This window comes from Variovorax sp. P4_B11 (genome assembly GCF_056402355.1).
In genome coordinates this window covers 131,254-154,686 of record NZ_JBFUHO010000005.1, presented here as the reverse complement: position 1 = coordinate 154,686, position 23,433 = coordinate 131,254, and the positions used below count along the sequence as shown (strand labels likewise).

Annotated in this window: 22 protein-coding genes; 8 read left to right on the top strand and 14 right to left on the bottom strand. The window is 68.7% G+C overall.

Going from position 1 to position 23,433, the window contains the following annotated elements; genetic code table 11:
• Positions 1 to 13 precede the first annotated feature (13 nt).
• The gene (locus tag AC1DYD_RS07785; RefSeq protein ID WP_478172174.1) at positions 14 to 817 is read left to right on the top strand and encodes a ParB N-terminal domain-containing protein; all 804 of its coding nucleotides are present in this window, start codon (positions 14 to 16) and stop codon (positions 815 to 817) included.
• Between the two features lie 147 nt (positions 818 to 964).
• On the opposite strand, the gene AC1DYD_RS07780 is transcribed toward AC1DYD_RS07785, so the two are convergent.
• The 3 genes from AC1DYD_RS07780 to AC1DYD_RS07770 are packed head-to-tail and all read right to left on the bottom strand — an operon-like array spanning position 965 to position 3,266.
• Entirely contained in the window at positions 965 to 1,804 is an 840-nt protein-coding gene (locus tag AC1DYD_RS07780) for an ABC transporter substrate-binding protein (protein ID WP_478172173.1), read from the bottom strand.
• On the bottom strand, positions 1,804 to 2,520 hold the full coding sequence (locus tag AC1DYD_RS07775; RefSeq protein ID WP_478172172.1) for an ATP-binding cassette domain-containing protein: 717 nt from the start codon (positions 2,518 to 2,520) through the stop codon (positions 1,804 to 1,806). The genes AC1DYD_RS07780 and AC1DYD_RS07775 overlap by 1 nt, the downstream gene beginning before the upstream one ends.
• Positions 2,517 to 3,266: an ABC transporter permease gene (locus tag AC1DYD_RS07770; RefSeq protein ID WP_478172171.1), complete on the bottom strand. Its 750-nt coding sequence runs from the start codon at positions 3,264 to 3,266 to the stop codon at positions 2,517 to 2,519. Before AC1DYD_RS07770 ends, AC1DYD_RS07775 begins: the two co-directional genes overlap by 4 nt.
• 129 nt (positions 3,267 to 3,395) lie before the next feature.
• Between AC1DYD_RS07770 and AC1DYD_RS07765 the strand changes: the two genes are divergently transcribed.
• Positions 3,396 to 4,511, top strand: coding sequence for a substrate-binding domain-containing protein (locus AC1DYD_RS07765; RefSeq protein ID WP_478172170.1), 1,116 nt, complete (start codon positions 3,396 to 3,398; stop codon positions 4,509 to 4,511).
• 19 nt (positions 4,512 to 4,530) lie between these two features.
• Here the strand turns inward: AC1DYD_RS07765 and AC1DYD_RS07760 are convergent, their stop codons facing one another.
• The 7 genes from AC1DYD_RS07760 to AC1DYD_RS07730 form a co-directional block, all read right to left on the bottom strand.
• On the bottom strand, positions 4,531 to 6,003 hold the full coding sequence (locus tag AC1DYD_RS07760; RefSeq protein WP_478172169.1) for a M81 family metallopeptidase: 1,473 nt from the start codon (positions 6,001 to 6,003) through the stop codon (positions 4,531 to 4,533).
• Complete coding sequence (locus AC1DYD_RS07755; protein WP_478172168.1) at positions 6,000 to 7,292, bottom strand: Zn-dependent hydrolase; 1,293 nt, start codon at positions 7,290 to 7,292, stop codon at positions 6,000 to 6,002. Before AC1DYD_RS07755 ends, AC1DYD_RS07760 begins: the two co-directional genes overlap by 4 nt.
• Positions 7,293 to 7,324: 32 nt before the next feature.
• Positions 7,325 to 8,041, bottom strand: coding sequence for an ABC transporter ATP-binding protein (locus tag AC1DYD_RS07750; RefSeq protein WP_478172167.1), 717 nt, complete (start codon positions 8,039 to 8,041; stop codon positions 7,325 to 7,327).
• Complete coding sequence (locus AC1DYD_RS07745; protein WP_478172166.1) at positions 8,038 to 8,808, bottom strand: ABC transporter ATP-binding protein; 771 nt, start codon at positions 8,806 to 8,808, stop codon at positions 8,038 to 8,040. Before AC1DYD_RS07745 ends, AC1DYD_RS07750 begins: the two co-directional genes overlap by 4 nt.
• Positions 8,805 to 9,770, bottom strand: coding sequence for a branched-chain amino acid ABC transporter permease (locus tag AC1DYD_RS07740; RefSeq protein WP_478172165.1), 966 nt, complete (start codon positions 9,768 to 9,770; stop codon positions 8,805 to 8,807). The genes AC1DYD_RS07745 and AC1DYD_RS07740 overlap by 4 nt, the downstream gene beginning before the upstream one ends.
• Before the next feature lie 5 nt (positions 9,771 to 9,775).
• On the bottom strand, positions 9,776 to 10,636 hold the full coding sequence (locus tag AC1DYD_RS07735; protein ID WP_478172164.1) for a branched-chain amino acid ABC transporter permease: 861 nt from the start codon (positions 10,634 to 10,636) through the stop codon (positions 9,776 to 9,778).
• 137 nt (positions 10,637 to 10,773) lie between these two features.
• Entirely contained in the window at positions 10,774 to 11,979 is a 1,206-nt protein-coding gene (locus tag AC1DYD_RS07730; protein WP_478172163.1) for an ABC transporter substrate-binding protein, read from the bottom strand.
• 207 nt (positions 11,980 to 12,186) lie between these two features.
• Here AC1DYD_RS07730 and AC1DYD_RS07725 point away from each other — a divergent pair, with 207 nt between their 5' ends.
• On the top strand, positions 12,187 to 12,951 hold the full coding sequence (locus tag AC1DYD_RS07725; protein WP_478172162.1) for a FadR/GntR family transcriptional regulator: 765 nt from the start codon (positions 12,187 to 12,189) through the stop codon (positions 12,949 to 12,951).
• A 44-nt stretch (positions 12,952 to 12,995) separates the two neighbouring features.
• On the opposite strand, the gene AC1DYD_RS07720 is transcribed toward AC1DYD_RS07725, so the two are convergent.
• Genes AC1DYD_RS07720 through AC1DYD_RS07710 form a run of 3 tightly spaced genes read right to left on the bottom strand, consistent with a single transcriptional unit; the run spans position 12,996 to position 16,389 of the window.
• Entirely contained in the window at positions 12,996 to 14,024 is a 1,029-nt protein-coding gene (locus AC1DYD_RS07720; protein WP_478172161.1) for an alcohol dehydrogenase catalytic domain-containing protein, read from the bottom strand.
• Between the two features lie 23 nt (positions 14,025 to 14,047).
• The gene (locus AC1DYD_RS07715) at positions 14,048 to 15,310 is read right to left on the bottom strand and encodes an SUMF1/EgtB/PvdO family nonheme iron enzyme (protein WP_478172160.1); all 1,263 of its coding nucleotides are present in this window, start codon (positions 15,308 to 15,310) and stop codon (positions 14,048 to 14,050) included.
• Positions 15,307 to 16,389, bottom strand: coding sequence for a TRAP transporter substrate-binding protein (locus tag AC1DYD_RS07710; RefSeq protein WP_478172159.1), 1,083 nt, complete (start codon positions 16,387 to 16,389; stop codon positions 15,307 to 15,309). Before AC1DYD_RS07710 ends, AC1DYD_RS07715 begins: the two co-directional genes overlap by 4 nt.
• Before the next feature lie 118 nt (positions 16,390 to 16,507).
• Here AC1DYD_RS07710 and AC1DYD_RS07705 point away from each other — a divergent pair, with 118 nt between their 5' ends.
• The 5 genes from AC1DYD_RS07705 to AC1DYD_RS07685 all read left to right on the top strand — a co-directional run bounded on the left by AC1DYD_RS07705 (position 16,508) and on the right by AC1DYD_RS07685 (position 21,071).
• A complete protein-coding gene (locus tag AC1DYD_RS07705) occupies positions 16,508 to 17,659 on the top strand; it encodes an ABC transporter substrate-binding protein (protein ID WP_478172158.1) in 1,152 nt (383 codons plus the stop codon).
• A gap of 145 nt (positions 17,660 to 17,804) precedes the next feature.
• Complete coding sequence (locus AC1DYD_RS07700) at positions 17,805 to 18,686, top strand: branched-chain amino acid ABC transporter permease (protein WP_478172157.1); 882 nt, start codon at positions 17,805 to 17,807, stop codon at positions 18,684 to 18,686.
• A gap of 2 nt (positions 18,687 to 18,688) precedes the next feature.
• Complete coding sequence (locus AC1DYD_RS07695; RefSeq protein WP_478172156.1) at positions 18,689 to 19,552, top strand: branched-chain amino acid ABC transporter permease; 864 nt, start codon at positions 18,689 to 18,691, stop codon at positions 19,550 to 19,552.
• Complete coding sequence (locus tag AC1DYD_RS07690; protein WP_478172155.1) at positions 19,549 to 20,346, top strand: ABC transporter ATP-binding protein; 798 nt, start codon at positions 19,549 to 19,551, stop codon at positions 20,344 to 20,346. The genes AC1DYD_RS07695 and AC1DYD_RS07690 overlap by 4 nt, the downstream gene beginning before the upstream one ends.
• Positions 20,343 to 21,071 (top strand): ABC transporter ATP-binding protein, encoded by a 729-nt coding sequence (locus AC1DYD_RS07685; RefSeq protein WP_478172154.1) that lies wholly within the window; start codon positions 20,343 to 20,345, stop codon positions 21,069 to 21,071. The genes AC1DYD_RS07690 and AC1DYD_RS07685 overlap by 4 nt, the downstream gene beginning before the upstream one ends.
• A gap of 508 nt (positions 21,072 to 21,579) precedes the next feature.
• Here the strand turns inward: AC1DYD_RS07685 and dxs are convergent.
• Positions 21,580 to 23,421, bottom strand: a complete 1,842-nt coding sequence (gene dxs / locus AC1DYD_RS07680; protein WP_478172153.1) for a 1-deoxy-D-xylulose-5-phosphate synthase — start codon at positions 23,419 to 23,421, stop codon at positions 21,580 to 21,582.
• Positions 23,422 to 23,433: the final 12 nt, after the last annotated feature.

The following is a 23,433-nucleotide window of genomic DNA, read 5'->3' as shown; positions in this document are numbered from 1 at the left end:
GAATCCCACTCGCATGAACATCGTCGTCAACGAAGACCTGAAATCCTATATCGACCCGTTGACCCCGGACGAATACGAAGCCCTCGAACGCAGCATCCTCGCCGAGGGCTGCCGCGATGCGCTGGTGCTGTGGGGCGACGTGCTGGTCGACGGCCACAACCGCTACGGCATCTGCCAGAAGCACGGCCTGCCGTTCCAGACGGTGCAGAACACGCGCTTCAAGTCGCTCGAAGACGTGCACCTTTGGATGATCGACCAGCACCTGGGCCGACGCAGCGTCTCGGACTTCCTGCGCGGCGTGCTGGCCTTGCGCAAGAAGGAGATCGTGGCCGGGCGGCAGGCCCGGGCGTCCGCCGCGCCGGCCGACGACGCCGACGATCCGCCCTTCGATGTCGATCCCGCGCTGCCTCCTTCCGCGCCCCTCAACAGCCGCGAAGCGATCGCCAAGGCGGCCCGCCTGAGCAGCAGCCAGGTCGTGATGATCGAGAAGATCCAGAAGCAGGCAGCGCCCGAGCTGGTGGCCGCGATCAAGTCCGGCACGATCTCGATCAACGCCGCGGCGGCCGTGGCGACCCTGCCGGCCGAAGAGCAGATCGCGGCCGCCCACGGCGGCAAGGACGAGCTCAGGCAGGCGGCCAAGCGGGTGCGCGAGGCCAAGCGCCCGGCGCGCGCGGAAACGGAGAAGGCGCAGGCCTCGCAGGAACCGGACGCCATCGAACGGCTGACGCAACGCGTGGCCGAACTCACGGCCGAGAACGAAGACCTGCGCCGGCAGGTGGCCGCGCTACACGCCCTGCTGCAAGCGGCCGAGGCCTGACCCCCGTCACCCCGCCGGCTTCACCCCGGCCGGCGCAGCCAGGCCCGTTGCTGAAACACCGCGGAACCGGCTTCGCCGGGCCGCTGGTGTTGCCCCCGGCAGGGGGTGGGCGCCCCGACACGAAGTGCGGGGCAACCTGGGGGCGAGCTATTTGGCATTCGGAAAGAACAATTGCTCGCCGCCGATCCTGTAGGCCGCGATGGTCGACTGCCCGGCCGGCGAAATCACCCAGTCGACGAACTTCTGCGCCCCCGCGCTGTTGAGATTCGGGAACCTGGTCGGGCTCACCACCATCACGCCGTACTGGTTGAACAGGCGCTTGTCGCCTTCCACCAGCACCCCGAGGTCGGCGCGGTTCTTGAAGCTGAGCCAGGTGCCGCGGTCGGCCAGCACATAGGCGCCGCTCGACGCCGCGATGTTGAGCGCCGGGCCCATGCCGCAGCCGCACTCCTTGTAGCCCGTGCCCTTCTTGTCGCTCGGCACCGGCTGGCCGGCCTCGCCGATGCCGGTCTGAGTCCACAGCCGGCGCTCGGCGGCGTCGGTGCCGCTCTTGTCGCCGCGCGAGACGAAAGGCGCGTTGACCGCCGCGATCTTCTTCAGCGCCGCCACGATGTCCTGCCCCTTGACGCCGGCCGGGTCGCCCCTGGGGCCGACCAGCACGAAGTCGTTGTACATGACCGGGAAGCGCTTGGCGGCGAAGCCCTCGGCGACGAACTTCTCCTCGGCCGCGGTGTCGTGCACGAAGAGCACGTCGGCATCGCCTCGCCTGGCCATGTCGATCGCCTGCCCGGTGCCGACCGCCACCACCTTGACGTCGATCCCGCTCGCCTGCTTGAAGGCCGGCAGCAGGTGCGAGAACAGGCCCGACTGCTCGGTCGAAGTCGTCGAGGCCATGGTGAGGGTTTCGGCCCGGGCGGCGAGCGCGCCGGCCGCCAGCACGAGCGCACCGAGCGAGGCCCGCACGCCCCTGGACAGATTGAACGACATCACACCAGTTCACCTTTGACAAACAGACGGGCTTCCTCGGGCAGCGGCCCGCGGAAGAAATCATGGACCGGCAGGTCGGCCACCACCCTGCCGTGCTCGAGGTAGACGACGCGGCTGGCGAGCCGCTTGACCTGGCCCAGGTTATGGCTCGCGAAGACCAGCGTGCGGCCCTGCGCGGCCTCGGCGATCAGGGCCTCGACCTCGCGCTTGGCGGTCGGGTCCAGGCTGGCGGTGGGCTCGTCGAGCAGCAGCACGTCGGGATGCAGGGCCCAGGCCCGCGCTAGCGCCATGCGCTGCTGCTGGCCGCCCGACAGCGTGCGTGCGTTGCGGCCGGCGAGTTCGACCAACCCGACCCTTCCGAGCGCGACCTCGGCCTCGCGCTGCGCGCCGCGCCACGGCGCCCCCTGCAGCCACAGCGCCAGCGCGACGTTGTTGCGGACGCTGGCGCGCAGCATGTGCGGCCGCTGGAACAGCATGGCCTGCGCATTCGGCGACACGCGGCTCATGAAGACGCCCGAGGAATGCGGCAGCAGTCCATGCAGCAAGCGCAGCAGGCTGCTCTTGCCACTGCCGTTGGCGCCGATCAGCGCCACCCGCTCGCCCGCCAGGATCTCTAGATTGACGCCGGCCAGCGCCTGCACCTTGCCGAAGCGCAGCGAGACCCCGTGCAGGCTGAAGAGCGGCGCGCCCACCGCCGGAACGGCCCGGCGGTTCACGGCACCGCCTCCAGCGTGCGGTTGCGCATGGCATCGGCGGCCCCGCCATCGACCCGTTCGCGCCAGGCGCGCAAGGCCGCGATCGCCAGGTTCAGCAGCAGCACCACGGCCAGCAGCAGCAGCCCGAGTGCCAGTGCCAGCGGCAGGTCGCCCTTGCTGGTCTCCAGCGCGATGGCGGTGGTCATCACGCGCGTGAAGCCGTCGATGTTGCCGCCGACGATCATCACGGCGCCGACCTCCGACACGGCGCGGCCGAAGGCCGCGATCACCACCGTGACCAGCGCGTAGCGCTCGTCGGCCACCAGCAGCAGGCCGCGCGCGAAGCTGCCGGCGCCGAGCGAGCGCAGCTGCTCGCCATGGGCGCGGTCGGCATCCTCGATCGCCTGCCGCGTCAGTGCCGTGACCACCGGCAGCACGAGGAGGGTCTGCGCCAGCACCATTGCCTTGAAGGAGAACAGCCAGCCCAGGAAGCCCAACGGACCCGAACGCGACAGCAGCAGGTAGATCACCAGCCCCACCACCACCGAGGGCAGCGCCAGCAGCGTGTTGAGCAAGGTCAGCAGCAGGCCGCGCCCCGCGAACCGGGCCACCGCCAGCCAGGCCCCCAGCAGCAGGCCGAATCCGCAGGCCAGCAGGCAGGCCGTCGCGCTGACCGCCAGCGAGCGCCCGACGATGGAGAGCAGCATGGGGTCGACGGAGACGACGAGGTGCCAGGCGGCAGCGGCACTGTCGGCGAAGGTGTTCATGGCGTGCGTGGAACGGGGAGCGCCGCAGTATGGACAAGGCGGCACCCTCAACCTATGCAATGGCTTGCATAGGCGACGAACAGGCTCTGCATAATCTCCCCGGCGCTCCTGCCCCTTTCCCCGCCTCCCGTGCAACAGATCGAACTCTCCTACGCCATCGCACCGCGCCGCCAGGGCCGCACGCTGATCCGCAACCCGCTGATGGAGTTGCTGCACGCGGTGCGCGAGCACGGGTCGATCTCGGCCGCGGCGCGGGCCGTGGGCTATTCGTACCGCCACGTCTGGGGTGAGCTCAAGCGCTGGGAAGAGACGCTGGGCCGCGCGCTGGTGACCGGCGACCAGGGCCGCTCGGCCCAGCTGTCCGAGTTCGGCGACAAGCTGCTGTGGGCCGAACGCCAGGCCCAGGCCCGGCTGGCGCCGCAGATCGAGGCGCTGCATGCCGACCTCGAGCGTGCCTTCGCGCTCGCCTTCGACGACAGCACGCACGTGCTGAGCCTGCACGCCAGCCATGACGATGCCCTGGTGCTGCTGCGGGCGCACGCCGCGTCCACCGCGCGGCTCCAGCTCGACATCCGCTTCACCGGCAGCGTGGATGCGATCAGCGCGCTGAACCAGGGCCGCTGCGTGATGGCGGGTTTCCACACCCTCGAGCGGCCGCCGTCCGGCTCGCTCGCGCAACGCACCTACAAGCCGCTGCTCAAGCCCGGCCTGCACAAGATCATCGGCTTCGCGCGCCGCACCCAGGGCCTGATCGTCGCGCCCGGCAACCCGCTCGGCCTGAAGAGCCTGGCCGACGTGGCGGCGCGCTGGGCGCGCTACGTCAACCGGCCGATCGGCGCCGGCACGCGGGTGCTGCTCGACGAACTGCTGGCGCGCGACGGGCTGGCGGCCGATGCCATCGACGGCTATGCGCGGCACGAACCTTCGCACGCGGCGGCGGCGCAGGCGGTGGCGTCCGGCGAGGCCGATGCCGCGCTCGGGATCGAATCGGCAGCGCTCGGTGCCGGCCTGGGTTTCGTGCCGCTGGTACAGGAGCGCTACCACCTCGCCTGCCTCAAGTCGGCGCTCGAACAGCCGGCCATCGAGGCCCTGCTGGTGCTGCTGCGCGGCGCCGCCTGGCAGCACCAGCTCGGCACGCTGCCGGGCTACGAGAGCGCCAGCAGCGGCGAGGTCGAGTCGCTGAGCACACTGCTGCCGTGGTGGAGCTTCAAGCCGAAAAAGGCCCCCTCGCGCGCCAAGGCGTAGCCCCGGCCCGGACGCTCGCTCAAGCGGGATCGAGCGGAAAGACCGGGCGCCGTACCTTGGAAAACGGAAACAGCCCATAGTCCGAACTCGTCACCCCCGGGCTGTCGCACTCGACCAGCGCGGCGGACAGCGGCTCGAACACCGGTCGGCAGTACATGCGCGACTTGAGCAGCAGAAAACGCTCGCTGCGCGGATCGAGGCCCGCGCACTCGAAGACACCGATGTCCCAGGGTTCCTGGGTGCGCTCGGTGACGACGATGCGTGCCGCGCCGATGTCGAACAACACCGTGCGGCCCATGCTGGCACGCTGGCCAGTGTAGGTGGGACCGGTGATCACGTACTCGCCGTTGCCGATGGTGCGCACCGTGCCTGTCAGCTGCAGCGGCGTCTTCGCGAGGCCGAGGCCTGCCAGCGACACCTTGTTGCCGAGTGCCACCGTCACCGTCGCGCCCTCGCCCGCCGCCACGAGCTCGCTCACGGCCTGCGGATCGCACAGCGGCCCGACGCCGATGCCGTCGAGTCCCTGGGCCAGCGCTTCCTGCAGCACATCCATGGTGTCGCAGCTGCCGCCGGACATGCAGTTGTCGCCATGGTCGAGCAGCAGCACCGGGCGCGTCGCGCCCTGCGCGATCTCCTTGGCGCGCGCGATCGATGCCACCAGCGCTTCGCTGCGGTAGACGAAAGCTTCGCGCTCGCGCCATATCTGCGCCGCGATGCGATCGGCCGTGGCCTGGGCGCGCTCGGGCGACTGCGCATCGACCACCACCACGCTCATGCAGGGCGCCTCGATGTCGGACAGCGAAAAGCCCGCGAAGATCGACACCGCGAGCGATTCGGCCTCTTCGGCTGCGCGCGCCGCTTCGATCGCGCGCTGCATCGCGCCGGTGAAGGAGGCGCTGCGCAGCGTATGGGCCATCAGCGGGAGCGGGTGCCATCGCATCGCGGGCCGGCTCCGCCCGGCGAGCAGGTCCAGCAGCAGGCGGCCCGCATGCGCGCCGGTTTCGTACATGTCGATGTGCGGGTAGGTCTTGAAGCCGACGATCACGTCCGCATTGCCGACCATCGCCGCCGTCACGTTGGCATGCAGGTCGAGCGCCACGCCGATCGGCACACCGGGTGCCGCGGCGCGCAGCCGAGCGAGCAGCTCGCCTTCGCCGTCCACGCTGTTCTGCGCCACCATCGCGCCGTGCAGGTCGAGCAGGATCGCATCGCAACCCGGCACGGCATCGAGAATGCGCTGGCACAAGGTGGTGTAGGCCTGCGCGTCGACCGGCCCGCTCGGGTTGGCCGACGCCGACACCGGCGTGACCAGCGTCGCCCCCGCCTGCTCGGCGAGGTCGATGAAGGCCGACATCGCGGTCCGCATGCCCTTGTTGTCGCGATAGGCCTGCTCGCCGAAGCTCGGACCATCGGGCCCGAAAGCGGCCAGCGGCGTGGGCACCGGCGAGAAGGTGTTGGTCTCGTGATTGAGCCGGGCGATCAGGATTTTCACGATGCCACCACCCCCGCGCTTTGCAGCATCGCCTGCATCAGCACATTGCAGCCGGCCTCCAGATGGTCGGGCTGCGCGTCCTCGATCTCGTTGTGGCTGATGCCGTCGAGACAAGGCACGAAGATCATCGCGGCCGGGCAGACGCGCGCCAGGTACACCGCGTCGTGGCCGGCGCCGCTGATCACGTTCATCCAGCTCATGCCCTGCTGCCGCGCGGCTTCGCGCACGGCCGAGACCAGCGTCGGCGCAAAGGACTGCGGCGGGAAATACACCACCTGCTCGACGCCGATGTCCACCTTGTGCAGCGCGCCGATGCGCTGCGTCGCCTGCCTGAGCGCCGCGTCCATGGCCAGCAGCACGGTGTCGTCGGCCGCGCGCAGGTCGACGCTGAGCCGCACCCTGCCCGGGATCACGTTGCGCGAATTCGGGTAGGCATCGATCCAGCCGACGGTGCCGCGCCCATGCGGCGCCTGCGCGAGCGCGATGCGATTGACCTCGATCACCAGCTCGGAGGCCGCCAGCAAGGCGTCGTGCCGAAGTTCCATCGGGGTGGGGCCGGCATGCGCTTCCATCCCCTGCACCACCACGTCGTACCAGCGCTGCCCGAGCGCGCCTTCCACCACGCCGATCACGCGCTCGTTGGCTTCCAGCACCGGCCCTTGCTCGATGTGCGCTTCGAAGTACGCACCCACGGGGGATGCGGCCGCCGATGCGGGCGCCGGGCCGGCATAGCCGATGGCGGCCAGCGCATCGGCCACGCTGATGCCCTCGTTGTCGCGCTGCGCGAGCGCGTGCTCGAGCGTGAAGGCGCCGGCGAAGACGCCCGAGCCCATCATCACCGGCACAAAGCGCGAGCCCTCCTCGTTGGTCCATACCGCCACCTCCAGCGGCGCTTCGGTGGCGACCTGCGCATCGTTGAGGCTGCGGATCACCTCGAGCCCCGCGAGCACGCCGTAGTTGCCGTCGAACTTGCCGCCCGTGGGCTGGGTGTCGATGTGGCTGCCGGTCGTGACCGGCGGCAGCGCGTTGTTGCGTCCGGCACGGCGCGCGAAGATGTTGCCGATCTGGTCCACGCGCAGCGCGCAGCCGGCCTCGCGGGCCCAGCGCGCGAAGAGCTCGCGGCCCTGCCGGTCGAGCTCGGTCAGCGCGATGCGGCAGACGCCGCCCTTCTCGGTGGCGCCGAGCTCGGCGAGCTGCATCAGCGAGTTCCAGAGACGCCGGCCGTCGACGCGCAGATGGCGCATGTCCGGTGCGCCGGACACGGGGGAAAGTTCGGGGGATGTAGTCATGGCTTTGCGAGAAAGAGGCGGGACGGATGCGTTCAGACGAGACCGACGCCCAGGTAGCGGTCCTTCACTTCGTGGTCGGCGACGAAGTCCGAGTTGCCGGCCTGGTGCACGATCACGCCCTGCTCCAGGATGTAGTGCCGGTCGGCCAGTTGCACGCAGACCTCCAGGTTCTGCTCGACCAGCAGGATCGCCACGCCGGCGGCCTTGATCAGCTTCAGCTGGGCGACGATCTCTTCGACGATCACCGGCGCGAGGCCTTCCACCGGTTCGTCGAGGATCAGCAGGCGCGGGTGGTTCATCAGCGCGCGCCCGATCGCCAGCATCTGCTGCTCGCCGCCGGAAAGCTGGCCCCCGCCGTTGCGGCGCCGCTCCTGCAGCCGCGGAAAGATGCGGTAGATGTCCTCGAGCTGCCAGGGCGAATCGCGCCGCTGGCCGAGCAGCAGGTTCTCCTCCACGGTCAGCAGCTTGAAGATGCCGCGGTGCTCGGGCACCAGGCAGACGCCGCGGGTCGCGATGCGGTGCGGCGGGAGGCCCGCGATGTCGGCCGCCTGGAAGCGCACGCTGCCGCGGGTGGGTGTCACGGCGCCGGCAATGCTCTTCAGGGTGGTCGACTTGCCCGCGCCGTTGCGGCCCAGCAGCGTGACCACCTCCGCCTCGCCCACGGTCATCGAGACGCCTTGCAGCACGTGGCTCTTGCCGTAGTGGCTGTGGAGATTCGCGACCTCCAAAATGGTGCCGGTACCGCTCATGCCCGCCCCCCGGTGATCATGTTGCCGAGATAGGCCGTGCGCACGCGCGGATCGGCCCGGATGTCGCCCGGCAGTCCCTCGGCCAGGACGCGGCCCTGCTGCATCACGGTCACGGTGTCGGAGATGTCCATCACGATGTTCATGTTGTGCTCGATCAGCACCACGGTGTGCCCGTCGCGCAGGCCGCGGATCAGCTGCTTCATGTCGTCGAGGTCGTCGATGCCCATGCCCGATGTCGGCTCGTCGAGAAAGATCGCCTTGGGCCGCGCCGCCAGCGCCATGCCGACTTCGAGGCGCCGCTGCTGGCCGTGCGAGAGCACGCTGGCCGGCGTGTCGGCCAGCCGCTCGAGCCCGATGCGCTGAAGCACTTCGGCCACGGTGTCGGCGCAGGAGAGTTCGCCGACCGGCGCGCGCCAGCAATTGAGCGCCCGGCGCGGCGCCACGCCCTGCGCCGCGAGCCGCAGGTTCTCGCGCACCGGCAGGCTGGCGAACAGGCTCGTGACCTGGAAGGAGCGCGCCATCCCGCGCTGCACCCGGCGGTAGTCGGGCTCGCGCGTCACGTCGTGGCCGTCGAACACGATCCGCCCGCCCGTCGTGGTGCCGGTGCCCGTGAGCATGTGGAACAGCGTGGTCTTGCCGGCGCCGTTGGGGCCGATCACCGAATGCACGGTGTTGCGCAGGATCCGGAGGTCCACGCCGCCGAGGGCGGCGAACTTGCCGTAGTGCTTGGTGACACCGACGGCTTCGATCAGTGCGGTCTGCGTCATGCCTTCTCTCCCTGTCCGGCCAGGATCTCCGGCGGCGGCACCTGCGGCGCCCTGCGGAACAGGCGGCGCCACGCGCTTTCGCCCAGGCCCCAGAGACCGCGCTGCATGCCGATGCTCACGCCGATCAGCAACAGCCCCAGCAACAGCAGCCAGCGCGGCCACAAGGTCGAGAGCCAGTCGGCCAGCAGCACATAGAAGGCCGCGCCCAGCACCGAGGCGAAGAGATTGCCGGTGCCGCCGATCACGGTGATGACCAGGATCATCTCGCTCGTGTGGTATTCGGCATTCGAGAGCGGCGCGATGCCGGTCATCATCGCGTGCAGCCCGCCCGCCAGGCCCGTGACCGCGCCCGAGATGACGAAGGCCAGCAGCTTGAAGCGCCGGAGGTCGTAGCCCACCGCGGCGGCCCGGTCCTCGTTGTCGCGGATGGCCAGCAGCGTGCGGCCGAAGATCGAGTCCGAGACGCGCAGCAGCAATCCGAACGCGATCAGGAACACCACGGCAACGAAGGCGTAGTACGTCCAGGGCGTATCCAGGAACGCAGGGCGCGGCACGTCGAGCAGCCCGTTGTCGCCGCCGGTAAGCCCCGAGGCGGTATAGGCCACGAAGTAGAACATCTGCGCGAACGCCAACGTGAGCATCACGAAATAGGTGCCGCGCTGGCGGATGGCCACCCATCCGACCACCGCGGCGCCCAGCGCCCCCATGGCGATGGCGGCGAGCAGCGCGAGTGGCATCGGCAGTTGCAGCCGGGTGAGCAGGATCGCGATGGTGTAGCTGCCCAGACCGAAGAAGATGCCCTGCCCGAACGACAGCAGCCCCGTGTAGCCCAGCAGCAGGTTGCAGCCAACGGCTGCGAGCGAATAGATCAAGACCTCGCTCGCTAGAGTTCCCGAGCGCAGTACCAGGGGCAGGCCCAGCGCGACGATCAGCGCCAGCAGGAATGTGATTTTTCTCGGCATGGTTTTCATCCTCGGCGGCCGAGCAGGCCATGCGGGCGCAGCAGCAGGACGGCCGCCATCGCGATGTAGATCATCAGGCTCGCACCGGGCGGCCAGAGGGTGCTCATGAGGCTTTGCACCACGCCGATCAGCAGCCCGCCCACCAGCGCCCCGCCGAAGCTGCCAAGCCCGCCGATCACCACCACCACGAAGGCGACGCCCAGCGCCTCGACCCCCATGAAGGGCTCGGCGCCGCGGATCGGCGCGGCCAGCACGCCGGCCAATGCGGCCGTCGCCGCACCCAGCGCGAACACCAGGCTGAACACGCGGAACACGTTGATGCCCAGCAGCGACACCATCTCGGTCGATTCGCTGCCCGCACGGACCGCGCTGCCCAGCCGTGTCCCTTCGAGCACCCACCAGAGCAGCACCGCCAGCACGGCCGTGAAGCCGATCACGAAGAGCCGGTACTTGGGATAGACGAAGGCACCCCACATGACCACGCCCTGCAGCAGGTCGGGCGTGGGCACGCTGTTGCCGAGCGGCCCCCACAACACGATCACGATTTCCTGCACCGCGAGCGCCAGGCCCACCGTCACGAGGATGTGGAACTCATGCGCCTTGGCATAGACACGGCGCAGCAGCAGCTTCTCGGCGGCCCATCCCAGCGCGCCGACGAACAGCGGCACCAGCACCAGCGCGGCCCAGAAGTCCAGGCCCCACTGCATGGCCTGGAAGCACAGGTAGGCACCGAGCAGATAGAAAGCCCCGTGCGCGAAGTTCACGAAGCGCAGCAGGCCGAACACGATGGACAAGCCAACGGCCAGCAGGAAATACAGCATGCCGATGCCGATTCCGTTGAGGGTCTGGAGCAGGTAGACGGTCATAGATGTGGGTGGTGGCGGGCTTGCGTGCACTGTCCCTTCCAGGAACACCGCGGAACCGGCTTTGCCGGTCCGCAGGTGTTGCCCCCTGAAAGGGGGTGGGCGGCCACACGCAGTGGGCAAGCCTGGGGGTTAGCCGGTCAGCCCAGTTTGCAGCCGGTCTTGTCGATCGCAAGGAACGACTTGCCCGAGCTGACCACGTCGACGAAGTCGGCCGGGTTCTTCATCTTCGACTTGGCCTTGCCCTTGAGCAGGTAGTAGTCCTTGATCACCTGGTGATCGGCCTGGCGGATTTCCTCGCTGCCCGTGAGGCCGTCGAACTTCATGCCTTCGAGTGCTGCGATCACGGCCTTCGGGTCCACGGTGCCGGCCTTGACGATGCCGTCGAGCAGGATCTTGGTGCAGACGTAGGAGCCCGCGAGGCTGTAGTTGGGCACGATCTTGAGCTTGTCGGCGGTGCGCTTGACGAGGTCCCGGTTGAGCGGCGTGTCGACCGTATGCCAGTACTGGGCGCCGAAATAGACGCCGTCGCACAGGTCCGCGCCCAGTGACTCGAACTGCTCCAGCCCCGAGGCCCAGGCCATCAGGATCGTCATGTTCTTGTTCATTCCGAAGCTCACCGCCTGGCGCAGCGCATCGGACGACTGCGCACCGAAGTTGAGCAGCAGCAGCACGTCGGGCTTGGCCGCCGCCGCGTTGGTGAGGTAGCCGCTGAACTCCTTCTCGTTGAGCGAGTGGTAGCTGTTGCCCACGTGCTCGATGCCCTTCTCCTGGAAGATCGCCTTGGCCGCGCCGAGCAGGCCTTCGCCGAACACGTACTGCGGCGTGATGGTGTACCAGCGCTTGGCGTTGGGCAGCGCGGCCACCAGCGGACGCACCGTTTGCTCGATGGCACCGAAGGTGGGCACCGACCAGCGGAAGGTGGCGCTGTTGCAGTCCTTGCCGGTGATCTCGTCGGCACCGGCCGTGGTGATGAACAGCGCGCCGGCCTTCTCGGCCTCCTTGCCCATCGCCAGCGATTCCGACGACAGGATCCCGCCCGCGAAGAAGCGCACGCCCTGCTGCTGCGAGGCCTCCTGCACCTTGCGCACCGCGGTCGCCGGCTTGCCTTCGGTGTCGAACACCGTGTAGGCCAGGGGCCGCCTGAGCACGCTGCCGTACTGTTCGATGGCGAGCTTCATGCCCAGGTCGGCGAACTTGCCGTTGGCCGCGAAAGCCCCCGACATCGGCACCGGACAGCCAAAGCGGATGGCGTCCGCCGATTGGGCGAAAGCGGCGCGGCCGGCCAGCAGGGAGGCGGGCGCCGCCGAGAGGGCGGCCAGTTGAAGAAGTTGTCTGCGTTGCAATTGAGCGCTCCGATCGTGGTGTGAAGTGAAGAAACGGCTTCCGCGGCGTGCGGCGATTTAACCGGATAAATTGGATTAATATGCTAGTGAAAACCCGTTAGCAATGACCGTGCCCGCATCCATCCCTCCGCCACAAGAAAGCGCCTTCCCGAGCACCAGTAAGATCGCGCGCTGGTGCGCATCTCCCGATGGGCATGGAGCGTGTGCATGACAGTGGGCCAACACCGTCCCAGGCGGCAAAAGCTCTCGGACGTCATCGTCGAAGACGTGAAACGATGGATCGTCGCCGAGCGCAAGCAGCCCGGCGACCGGCTACCGAACGAGAAGGAATTGATCGAACTCTTCGGCTATTCGAAGAGCACGGTGCGCGAGGCGCTGAAGGCGCTGGAGGTGCGCGGGCTGATTTCGATCCGGACCGGGCCGGGCGGCGGCGCCTACCTGCAGCAGGTGTCGGTCGATCACGCCTCCGAGCCGCTGCGCAACTTCCTGCATTTCCATCACCTCGACGGGCATCACATCTACCAGCTGCGCAAGGTGCTGGAGCCCGAACTGGCCGTGAGCGTGGTCGGCCGGCTGACGCCGCAGCAGATGGAGCGCCTCGAAGAGAACATCCGCCTGTGCACCCACGAGCCCACCTCGGAAGACGAACTGCGCATCCAGCGCGAAGCCGAACTCGCGTTTCACACCCTGTTGGCCGAAAGCTGCCCCAATCCGGTGCTGTCTTTCATGTGCCGCTTCCTCAATGACCTGCTGCGCGACCTCGTGGTCTACAAGAAGGCGCTCGACCATCACCACTTTGGCGAAGCCAATGTCGACTATCACACCCAGCTGCTGGCGGCCTACCGCAATGAAGACCCGGACGCCGTGCGCCGCCTGATGGCCGAGCACATGGTCGACGCGGAAGCCCACATGCACGAGATGGAAGCGCACATCGGCGCCAAGCACCTGCTGCTGCCGAGCGGCCAGCGCTGAGCGCGCCGTTCAGGCCGGCGCAGGCTCCGCCCGCCCCGGCGCCTTCAGGTTCTTGGATCGAGCACCACGCGGCCCTGGATCGTGCCGCGGCGCATCGCGTCGAAGACCTCGTTGATCGCGGACAGCGGGCTCGACTCGACCCGGCAATGGATCAGCCCGCGGGCCGCGAGGTCGAGCACGGCGCGCAGGTCCTCGCGGGTACCGACCGCCGAGCCCACCACATGGGCCTCGCTGCCGACCAGCGCCAGCGCGGAAAACCGCAACGGCTCCGCCGGCAGTCCGATCACGCACAAGGTGCCGCCCGGCCGCAGGATGCTCATCGCCGCGTCGTAGGCGACATGGGCCGCCGAGGTGACGGCCGCAACGTGCACGCCACCGCGCTTGCGGATCAGCGCCAATGCTTGCGGGTCGGTGGCGTTCAGGGCGTGGTCCGCACCCAGTTCGCGCGCCAGCGCCAGCTTGGCCTCGCTGACGTCGAGCGCGAAGACTTCGGCGCCCAGCGCACGCGCGATCTGCACCGCCAGATGACCGAGGCCGCCGACGCCGAGCACGGCGACCCGCTGACCGGCCGCGACATGCGCCTTCTGCAGCGCGCGATAGCTCGTCACGCCGGCGCAGAGCAGCGGCGCGGCCTGCTCGGCGCTCAAGGCGTCGGGGATGCGCACCGCGTAGTCGGCGTTCGCGCACATGAACTGCGCGTAGCCGCCATCGACCGACATGCCGGTCACGGCCGCACCCTTGCGGCACAGGTTCTCGTTGCCTTCGAGGCACTGCTCGCAACGGCCGCAGGCACGGTAGAGCCATGGCACGCCGATGCGATCGCCGATCTTCAGCAGCGTCACGCCACTGCCGAGGCCGATGACCTTGCCGACCACCTCGTGCCCTGGAATCACGCGTGCCTTGGTCAGCGCGCGGAAGCCCGGCAGGTCGCCGTCCGCGATGTGCAGGTCCGAATGGCACACGCCGCAAGCGAGCACTTCGACCAGGACCTCGCCGGTGAGCGGCTGAGGGACGGGCACCTCCTCGATCGCCAGGGGTTTGCCGAATTCGTTGAGCACCGCTGCTTGCATCATGGGAGTCCCCTTGTCGAAGGCGCTCACAGCGCACAGGTCCTGAAGCCGAAGAAGCCGTCGTCGCGGTCTGGCAGCGCAAAGCCGCGGCGCTTCGGCGAGCGCAGCCGGGCCCGCGTGGCGAACGAGGCGCCGCGCAGCACGCGGGCCTGGCCGAAGGCGGGTGCGGGGTCGAACTCGGTGCCCTGGCTCCATGGGTCAGGACGAAAACCCGGCCAGGGCCTCAGCGTGCCCGCGGTCCACTCGTGCACGTCGGCCCAGCGAAAGCCCCGGCGGGCGGCGGTGTGGGCGGCGATCTCCCATTCGACTTCGGTCGCGATGCGGCGGCCGGCCCAGCGTGCCCAGGCATCGGCCTCCCACCAGGCGACATGGACCGCGCTGCGGTTGCCCGCCGCACGCACGGTGCGCCCGAACTGCTGCAGCAACACCGAGCCGCCGGTGCCGTGCCGCGCCGCGCCGATCTGTTCCACATACCGCGGCCCGCGCCGGCCCTCGACCTGCCGCTCCAGCCAGGCCAGGCCTTCGGGGCGCCACAATTCGGGCCGGTCGTAGCCGCCGTCGTCGACGAACTCCACGTACTGGCCCCAGGTCACGGGCTGCGCATCGATCTCGAACTCGGGCACCTGGGTGCGTTCGAGGCCGCGCTCCTGCGCAAAGGCGAAGCCGGCGTCCGGGAGGCCGAGCTCCCAGCTGGCGGCAGGCAGCGAGAGCGGCGGCCGCATCACCGCGGCCGGCGGCAGCTCGACGGTCAACGACAGGCCGAGGGCCTGGGCCATCACCAGCAATTGCTCGCCGCGCAGATCCTCGTGGAACAACGCCAGCCGATAGAAGTACAGGCCGGCGTCGGTCTCGGCCGCGTGCTCGAGCAACTCGAGCGTGCTCTCGAGCGTGTCGAGCAGGTAGGCCTTGGTCTGCGCCAGGTCCGGCAAGTCGGGTGACGCCCGATCGGCCGGTGCGCATTGGGCCGGATCCCACCAGTCGTCGGCCTGCGGCTCGATGGCGGCCAGCCGCGTCGGCCGCACCGGGCAGTCGACGCCGAAGGCGCGCTGCGTGTTGCGCGCGATCCACCATTCGGCGAACCAGCCGATGTGCCCGGCCAGCCAGACCGGCGGATCGATGCCCTCGACGCGGGGCACCGCGAGCGTCGGGGTTCCCAGCGCCTGCTCGTAGAGCGACAGCAGATGCAGCGTGTGGTTGCGGGCGTCGATCAGCGCCAGCGAGAGCAGTTCGCGGCCGGCCCGGCGCATGTCGGGTGAATCGATGGCATTCGACCGGCCGGGCGGGCTCATGGCCTCGCGCCCTGGAGGTAGGCGTCGAAGGGCGCCTCGGTGAAGCGGTCGGCGAAGAGCTGGCTGCGCTGGAAGGCACGGTAGTCGCCATGAATCTTCTTCCACGCCGGATTGCTGTGGTCGAGCTCGTGGCACAGGTCCACCGACGCCTTGAAGGCGGCATCGAGCACCGCCCGGGGGAAGGGCTTCATCTGCGCCCCGTCGCCGGTCAACTGCCGCAGTGCCGCCGGATTGCGAGCGTCGTAGCGGGCGATCAGCTCGGCATTCACGGCGGCGCTGGCCGCCTGCAGGATCGCCTTGTAATCGGCCGTGAGCGCATCGAAGGCCTTCTGGTTGACCAGCAGGTCGAGCTGCATCGCACCGGACCACCAACCGGGGTAGTGGCAGATGCGCGCCACCTTGGGCAGCCCGAGCTTCTGGTCGTCGTAAGGGCTCAAGCCTTCGGCCGCGCCGATGCCGCCCTTGGCGAGCGCCTCGCGGATGTCGACGCCCGACGCCGGCCCCTGCACCGCGCCGCCCAGGCGCGCGATCACGCGCCCCGCCAGGCCGTCGAAGCGAAGCTTCAAGCCCTTGAAGTCCTGCACGTCGCGGATCTCGCGGGCAAACCAGCCGAGCCGCTGGGCGCCTGCGCTGCCGCACGGAAAACTGACCGTGCCGAAGCCGGCATGGAATTCGCGGGTCAACCTGAGGCCATTGCCCTCGGTCATCCAGGCGTTCAGTTGCCGCGCGTTCATGCCGAAGGGGACCGCGCCTGCGAATGCGAAGGCCTCGTTCTTGTCGAAAAAGAAGGCGCCCGCGGTGTGGCAGGCCTCGATGGCGCCGCGCTGCACGCCGTCGAGCACGTCCCGCGGCGCCATCAGTTCGCCGGCGGCGTGAACCTCGATCTGGAAGCGCCCGCCGGTCATCTCGCCGACCTTCCTGGCCAAGGACTCGGCGGCGCCGAACAGCAGGTCCTGGGGTTTTGCGAAGCTCGATGCCAGCCGCCAGCGCGTCAGCGCCTGCGCATGCACGGCCGGGGCCGCACCCGCAGCCAGCACCCCGGCGATGCCGGCCCGCTGGATCAGAAAACGACGTTGCATCGATCGGAACTCCTGGAAAGCCCCCAAGACGGGGACGCGCGATTGTAGGAATCACTGAACGCGCAGCTATATAAAATAGCCGACCCCGTCCCACCCTTCCCCCGAAAGATCCTTCCAAATGAGACATCTCCCGTTCAAGACTTCGCTGCTCGCCCTGGCGGCTTTCGCGGCCTTCGCCGCCCAGGCTGCCGACCTGAAGATCGGTGTGGCCGAAGCCCTGTCGGGTGGTGCAGCCCAGTACGGCGTGGCGATCCGCAACGGCTTCGAGCTCGCGGCCTCCGAGATCAATGCCGCCGGCGGCATCAACGGCAACAAGATCGAGCTGGTCGTCGCCGACGAACAGGGCAAGAAGGAAGAAGCGATCAACGTCTTCAAGAAGCTGATCTTCCAGGACCAGGTGCTGATGGTCTTCGGCCCCACGCTGTCGAACTCGGCCCAGGCGGCCGACCCGATCGCCCAGGCCGCCAAGACCGTGGCCTTCGGCACCTCCAACACCGCCGACGGCATCACCTCGATCGGCGACTACGTGTTCCGCAACTCGGTGACCGAAGCCGACGTGCTGCCCGAGACCATCAAGACCGCGGTCAAGAACGCCGGCATCAAGAAGGTCGCGGTGCTCTACGGCAACGACGACGTCTTCACCAAGAGCGGCTACGACAACTTCAAGAAGGCGCTCGACGACCTGAAGATCCCGGTCACCACCACCGAGACCTTCGCCAAGGGCGACGTCGACTTCAAGGCCCAGCTGACCAAGATCAAGGCCAGCGGCGCCGATGCGATCGTGCTGTCGGCGCTGATCGCCGAAGGTGCGCCGATCATGGTGCAGGCGCGCCAGCTCGGCCTCAACGTGCCGTTCATCGGCGGCAACGGCATGAACTCGGTCAAGGTGTTCGATCTCGCCAAGGGCAACTCCGACAACCTGTACGTCGGCAGCCCCTGGTCGTCCAGCAACGCGACGCCCGAGAACAGCAAGTTCATCAAGGCCTACAACGACAAGTACAAGACCGCGCCCGACCAGTTCGCGGCCCAGGCCTACGACGCCATGTACATCGCGGCGCAGGCGCTCAAGGGCGTCAAGCTCAGCGGCAACCTGACGACCGACCGCGCCGCCGTGCGCGATGCGCTGCCGAGTGCCAAGTGGACCGGCGCCACCGGCGCCTTCCAGTTCCGCCGCGCCACCGACAAGTCAGGCAAGCCGGCCGGCTACGACGCCCAGCAGACCCCCATCGTCAGCGTGACCAAAGGCGCTGAGTTCGTAATCACCAAGTAACCCCCCAGCCTCGCTCACTGCGTGTAGCTCGGGCACCCCCCTGCCGGGGGCAACACCAGCGGCCTGGCAAAGCCAGTTCCGCGGTGTTTCACGAACAGCGGGGACCGGCTTGGCCGGCCCCGCTTTTTTCCGGAACGGAAACTCCATGCTTGAACAGCAACTCGTCAACGCACTCTCCCTGGGATGCGTCTATGCGCTCTTTGCGCTCGGCTTCACGCTCATCTTCGGCGTGCTCGGCGTTATCAACCTCTCGCACGGCGCGGTCTTCATGGTCGGCGCCTATGCCGCCGTCCAGGCCATGGCGCGCTTCGAGCTGCCGCTGTGGGCCGGACTGCTGTTCGCCTTCGTCTTCTGCGGCCTGCTGGGCCTGCTGATCGACTTCCTGGTGCTGCGGCCGCTGCGCGCCCGCAACGCACCCCACCTGATCCCGATGATCGCCACCATCGGCGTCGCGATCATCCTCAACAACGGCGTCCAGGGCATCTTCGGCGCCGAGAACGTGCGCTTCCCGGCCGGCGTGGTGTCGGGCCAGTCGCTCGACCTGGCCGGCATCCACCTGACCGCCCTCGAGCTCGGCATCATCCTGCTGTCCTTCGTGCTGATGGCGGTGCTGATGGTGGCGCTCAAGCGCACCCAGCTCGGCCGCGCCCTGCGCGCGATCGCCGAGTCGCCCAAGGCAGCCTACCTGCTCGGCATCAACGTCGAAGGGCTGTTCTTCCTGACCTCCTTCGCCGCCGCCGCCCTGGGCGGCCTGGCCGGCGTGCTGATCGGCCTCTACTCCAACGCCGTGTTCCCGCTGATGGGCCAGCCGATGCTGCACAAGGGCATCGCGGTGATCATCCTCGGCGGCATGGGCGACATCCGCGGCGCGATGCTGGGCGGCCTGTTCCTCGGCTTCGCCGAGGTGCTGTCGGTGGCCTACATCGGCTCGACGATGCGCGACGCGGTCGCCTTCGGGCTGCTGTTCCTGGTGCTTCTGGTGCGTCCGAAGGGCCTGTTCGGTTCCATGCAGGAACGCAAGGTCTAAGCATGGACGCGCTCAACAACTTCTGGTCGGTCTACAGCAACCTGGTGCTTACGCTGGGCACCAACGCCCTGCTGGCGCTGTCGATCTGGCTTACGCTTTCGTGCGGCATGCTGGCCATGGCCAATGCCGCCTTCATGGGCATCGGCGCCTACACCTCGGCGATCCTCACGATGACCTACGGCGTGCCCTTCCCGGTCGCGATCGCGGCCGGCATGGCGGCGCCGGCGCTGACTGCCTTCGTGATCGGCAAGCCGACGCTGCGGCTCTCGGGCGTCTACCTGGCGATGGCCACGCTGGCCTTCGGCGAGGTGGTGCGCATCGTGGTGCTCAACGCCGAGTCGCTGACCGGCGGTGCGCTGGGCTTGAACGGCATTCCGCCCGTCACCCAGTGGTGGCACGTCGGGCTCGCATTGGTGCTGGTGCTGCTGGGCCTGTGGCGGCTGCGCCGCTCCAAGGTCGGCCGCGCCTTCGAGGCCATCAAGGAAGACGAGACGGCCGCCGGCCTGATGGGCATCGACGTCGGCGCCCACAAGATGCTGGCCTTCGTGCTCGGCGGCGCTATCGCGGGCCTGGCCGGCGTGCTCAATGCGCACCAGACCTTCTTCATCGGCCCGAACGAGTTCGGCTTCGACCGCGGCGTCGACATCCTCACGATGACCGTGCTCGGCGGCATCAACGGCCTGACCGGCCCGGTGCTCGGCGGCGTGATCCTCACCATCCTGCCAGAGGCGCTGCGCGCCTTCGGCGATTTCAGGCTGGTGGTCAATGGCGTGATCCTGGTGCTGATCGTGCTGTTCCTGCCCAAGGGCATCTGGGACCCGGCGCGCTTGCGCCAATGGTTCGGGCGCAAGGGAGCCGCAGCATGAGCGCGCCTCTGCTCCAGCTCGACGGCGTGTCGCGCCATTTCGGCGGCCTCAAGGTGCTGCAGGACGTCAACCTCGAGGTGCCGAAGGGCGGCATCTTCGGGTTGATCGGTCCGAACGGCGCGGGCAAGACCACGGTCTTCAACCTCACCACCGGCCTGTTGCCGACCACGGGCGGCACGATCCGCTTCGAAGGCCGCGACCTGGCGGGCATGAAGCCGCACGACATCACGCGCGGCGGCATCGCGCGCACCTTCCAGAACATCCGCATCTTCAAGGAGATGTCGCTGCTCGAGAACGTGATGGTCGGCATGCACGCCAAGCTGCGCTACGGCGGCTTCGGCCTGCTGGCTTCCTCGGGCCTGTTCCGCAGCGAGGAGCGCCGCGCGCGCGATCGTGCGCGCGAGCTGCTCTCGTGGGTCAAGCTCGACCACAAGGCCGACGACACGGCCGACAACCTGTCGTACGGCGACCAGCGCAAGCTCGAACTGGCCCGCGCGCTCGCCACCGAGCCGAAGCTGCTGCTGCTCGATGAACCGGTGGCCGGCATGAACAGCAGCGAAAAGACCGACCTGATGCACGAGATCCGCAACATCAGCGGTCGCGGCTACACCATTTTCATGATCGAACACGACATGCGTTTCGTGATGGGCCTGTGCGAGCACATCGCCGTGCTGAACTTCGGCCGCATCATCGCGCGCGGCGGCCCCGAGCAGATCCGCAACGATCCGCAAGTGATCGAGGCCTACCTGGGGCGCGAGGAAGACGAAGCGAGCAACGAGGGAGCATCCGCATGAGCGCGTCCTCTTCCCCGCTGCTGAAGGTCGAGGGGCTCAAGGTCGCCTACGGCCATATCGAGGCCGTCAAGGGCATCGACTTCGAACTGCATGAAGGCCAGATTACCACGCTGGTCGGCGCCAACGGGGCCGGCAAGTCGACCACGCTGCTGGCGCTGTCGGGCCTGGTGGCCAAGGCGGCCGGCCGCGTGCTGCTCGGCGGCCAGGACCTGAGCTCTCTGTCGCCGCACAAGATCGTCGCCTCCGGCATGGTGCAGGTGGCCGAGGGCCGCGCCACGCTGACCACGCTGACCGTGCGCGAGAACCTCGAGCTCGGCGCCTACACCCGGCGCGACAGCCGGGGCCAGCGCGCCGCCGACCTTGACCACATCTACGCGCTGTTCCCGCGCCTCAAAGAGCGCTCGGACGGCCTTGCCGGCAACCTCTCGGGCGGCGAGCAGCAGATGCTGGCGATCGGCCGCGCGCTGATGGCCAAGCCGCGCGTGCTGCTGCTCGACGAGCCCTCGATGGGGCTCGCGCCGATCATCGTGCAGGACATCTTCCGCACGCTGCGCGAGATCAACAAGGCCGGCCTGACCGTGTTCCTGGTCGAGCAGAACGTGCGCCAGGCGCTGAAGATCGCCGACCGCGCCTATGTGATCGAGACCGGGAAGATCGTGCTGGAAGGCAGCGGTCGTGAGCTGCTGGGCAACCCGAAGGTGCAGGACGCGTATCTGGGGGGCTGACTTCTGTTGACTGGCGCTTGGTGGCGGCGGCGGGCGGTATGCCCTGGGCCGGCCGACGTCACCGGCCGCTTCGCGGCTTCCCTGCGCTGCTCGCGGTACGCGGGGTCTCGCTCAAACTCGCTCCGCTTCGCTCCACTCAAACAGTCGCGAGCCCTGATCCGCGCACCGCTGCGCTGCTCGGCGGTGCCTCAACGGCCGGCCCAGGGCATACCGCCCGCCACCGCGGACAGGTCGGGCTGCATCGGCGTTGGAGACGTCGTCGGCGATTGAACACCCCCCAAGCCCGGTATGCGGTGCGGGACGGGCGATCCCCTCTGCGCCGCTGAGGAGCGCAGCTTCAGGCGGAAAGAGGGCCGCGCGTGTTTGAGCGAAGCGAGTTTCGCGTGGACCCCGCCTGGAGCGAGCACCGCAAGGGAGCCCGAAGGGCCGGCGCAGTGGGGTCGACTGGCCCGCACCGCGTGCCGGGCGCCCTTCCCAGTGGGCAGTCCTGTCCCGAAGAGCAACAGCGCTAGAAACGCGCCCGGATCGACTGCTCGATCCCCGCCGCATTGAGCCCGATCCCGGCCAGCAGCTTGGCCGGATCCCCATGCTCGATGAAGCGGTCGGGCAGGCCCAGCTGCAGCACCGGCTTCTGCACGCCGGCCGCCTGCAGCGCCTCGAGCACCGCGCTGCCAGCGCCGCCCATCACCGCGCCCTCCTCGAGCGTGACGATCGCATCGTGCGTGCCCGCGACCTTCAGCAGCAGTTCGACGTCGAGCGGCTTGGCCCAGCGCATGTTGAGCACCGTGGCGTCGAGCGCCTCCGCTGCCGCGAGGGCCGAATACAGCAAGGTGCCGAAGGCCAGGATCGCGATGCGCCGGCCTTCGCGCCGGATCTCTCCCTTGCCGTAGGGCAGGCCTTCGAGCGACAACGGCGGCGTGACGCCGGCACCCGCGCCGCGCGGATAACGCACCGCCACCGGATGGTTCTGCGCATAGGCGGTCGACAGCAGTTGCCGGCACTCGGCCTCGTCGGCCGGACAGGCCACGCTCATGTTCGGTATGCAGCGCAGAAACGAGATGTCGTAGGCGCCGGCATGCGTGGCACCGTCGGCTCCCACCAGGCCGGCGCGGTCGAGCGCGAACACCACCGGCAGGTTCTGGATCGCGACGTCGTGGATCAGCTGGTCGTAGGCGCGCTGCAGGAAGGTCGAATAGATCGCCACCACCGGCTTGAGCCCCTCGCAGGCCAGGCCGGCCGCGAAGGTGACCGCATGCTGCTCGGCGATGCCGACGTCGTAGTAGCGCTCGGGAAAGCGCTGTTCGAACTCGACCAGCCCCGAGCCTTCGCGCATCGCGGGCGTGATGCCGACCAGCCGGCCATCCTGCGCCGCCATGTCGCACAGCCAGTGGCCGAAGACCTGCGTGAAGGTCTGCTTCGGCGCAGTCGCGGGCTTGACCAAGCCGACCGCGGGATCGAACTTGGACGGCCCGTGGTAGGCCACCGGGTCGGCCTCGGCCAGCTTGTAGCCCTGCCCCTTCTTGGTGACCACATGCAGGAACTGCGGACCGTCGAGATGCTTGAGGTTTTCGAGGGTCGGGATCAGCGAATCGAGGTCGTGGCCATCGATCGGGCCGACATAGTTGAAGCCGAACTGCTCGAACAGCGTGGCCGGCACCACCATGCCTTTGGCATGCTGCTCGAAGCGCTTGGCGAGTTCGAACAGCGGCGGCGCGGCACGCAGCACGCTCTTGCCGACGTTCTTCGCGGCGGCGTAGAAGTTGCCGCTCATGAGTTGCGCCAGGTAGCGGTTGAGCGCACCGACCGGCGGACTGATCGACATGTCGTTGTCGTTCAGGATCACCAGCAGCTTGCAGTCGCAGACGCCGGCGTTGTTGAGCGCCTCGAAGGCCATGCCGGCGGTCAGCGCGCCGTCGCCGATGATCGCCACCGAATGGCGGTCCTCGCCCTTCTGCTTGGCCGCCATCGCCATGCCGAGCGCGGCCGAGATGCTGGTCGACGAATGGGCGGTGCCGAAGGTGTCGTACTCGCTCTCGCTGCGCTGCGGAAAGCCCGAGATGCCGCCGAGCTGGCGCAGGGTCGGCATGCGCTCGCGCCGGCCCGTGAGGATCTTGTGCGGGTAGGTCTGGTGGCCCACGTCCCAGACCAGCCGGTCGTGCGGCGTGTTGAAGACATGGTGCAGCGCGACCGTCAGCTCGACCGTGCCGAGGTTGGAGCTCAGGTGGCCGCCGGTGCGCGACACGTTGTCGAGCACGCAGGTGCGCACCTCGTCGGCCAGTTGCTTGAGCTGCACGCGGTCGAAGTGGCGCAGCGCGGAGGGATCGTGGAGGGTGGGAAGCAGCGGAGCCATGAGTGTCTTGTT

Excerpts from the sequence above, each read along its gene's own strand:
- dxs (WP_478172153.1), bottom strand. The coding sequence starts at position 23,421 with ATGGCTCCGCTGCTTCCCACCCTCCACGATCCCTCCGCGCTGCGCCAC.
- AC1DYD_RS07720 (WP_478172161.1), bottom strand. The coding sequence starts at position 14,024 with ATGATGCAAGCAGCGGTGCTCAACGAATTCGGCAAACCCCTGGCGATC.
- AC1DYD_RS07770 (WP_478172171.1), bottom strand. The coding sequence starts at position 3,266 with ATGAACACCTTCGCCGACAGTGCCGCTGCCGCCTGGCACCTCGTCGTC.
- AC1DYD_RS07745 (WP_478172166.1), bottom strand. The coding sequence starts at position 8,808 with ATGACGCAGACCGCACTGATCGAAGCCGTCGGTGTCACCAAGCACTAC.
- AC1DYD_RS07725 (WP_478172162.1), top strand. The coding sequence starts at position 12,187 with ATGACAGTGGGCCAACACCGTCCCAGGCGGCAAAAGCTCTCGGACGTC.
- AC1DYD_RS07780 (WP_478172173.1), bottom strand. The coding sequence starts at position 1,804 with ATGTCGTTCAATCTGTCCAGGGGCGTGCGGGCCTCGCTCGGTGCGCTC.
- AC1DYD_RS07705 (WP_478172158.1), top strand. The coding sequence starts at position 16,508 with ATGAGACATCTCCCGTTCAAGACTTCGCTGCTCGCCCTGGCGGCTTTC.
- AC1DYD_RS07690 (WP_478172155.1), top strand. The coding sequence starts at position 19,549 with ATGAGCGCGCCTCTGCTCCAGCTCGACGGCGTGTCGCGCCATTTCGGC.
- AC1DYD_RS07710 (WP_478172159.1), bottom strand. The coding sequence starts at position 16,389 with ATGCAACGTCGTTTTCTGATCCAGCGGGCCGGCATCGCCGGGGTGCTG.
- AC1DYD_RS07735 (WP_478172164.1), bottom strand. The coding sequence starts at position 10,636 with ATGACCGTCTACCTGCTCCAGACCCTCAACGGAATCGGCATCGGCATG.
- AC1DYD_RS07740 (WP_478172165.1), bottom strand. The coding sequence starts at position 9,770 with ATGCCGAGAAAAATCACATTCCTGCTGGCGCTGATCGTCGCGCTGGGC.
- AC1DYD_RS07685 (WP_478172154.1), top strand. The coding sequence starts at position 20,343 with ATGAGCGCGTCCTCTTCCCCGCTGCTGAAGGTCGAGGGGCTCAAGGTC.
- AC1DYD_RS07750 (WP_478172167.1), bottom strand. The coding sequence starts at position 8,041 with ATGAGCGGTACCGGCACCATTTTGGAGGTCGCGAATCTCCACAGCCAC.
- AC1DYD_RS07700 (WP_478172157.1), top strand. The coding sequence starts at position 17,805 with ATGCTTGAACAGCAACTCGTCAACGCACTCTCCCTGGGATGCGTCTAT.
- AC1DYD_RS07755 (WP_478172168.1), bottom strand. The coding sequence starts at position 7,292 with ATGACTACATCCCCCGAACTTTCCCCCGTGTCCGGCGCACCGGACATG.
- AC1DYD_RS07695 (WP_478172156.1), top strand. The coding sequence starts at position 18,689 with ATGGACGCGCTCAACAACTTCTGGTCGGTCTACAGCAACCTGGTGCTT.
- AC1DYD_RS07785 (WP_478172174.1), top strand. The coding sequence starts at position 14 with ATGAACATCGTCGTCAACGAAGACCTGAAATCCTATATCGACCCGTTG.
- AC1DYD_RS07715 (WP_478172160.1), bottom strand. The coding sequence starts at position 15,310 with ATGAGCCCGCCCGGCCGGTCGAATGCCATCGATTCACCCGACATGCGC.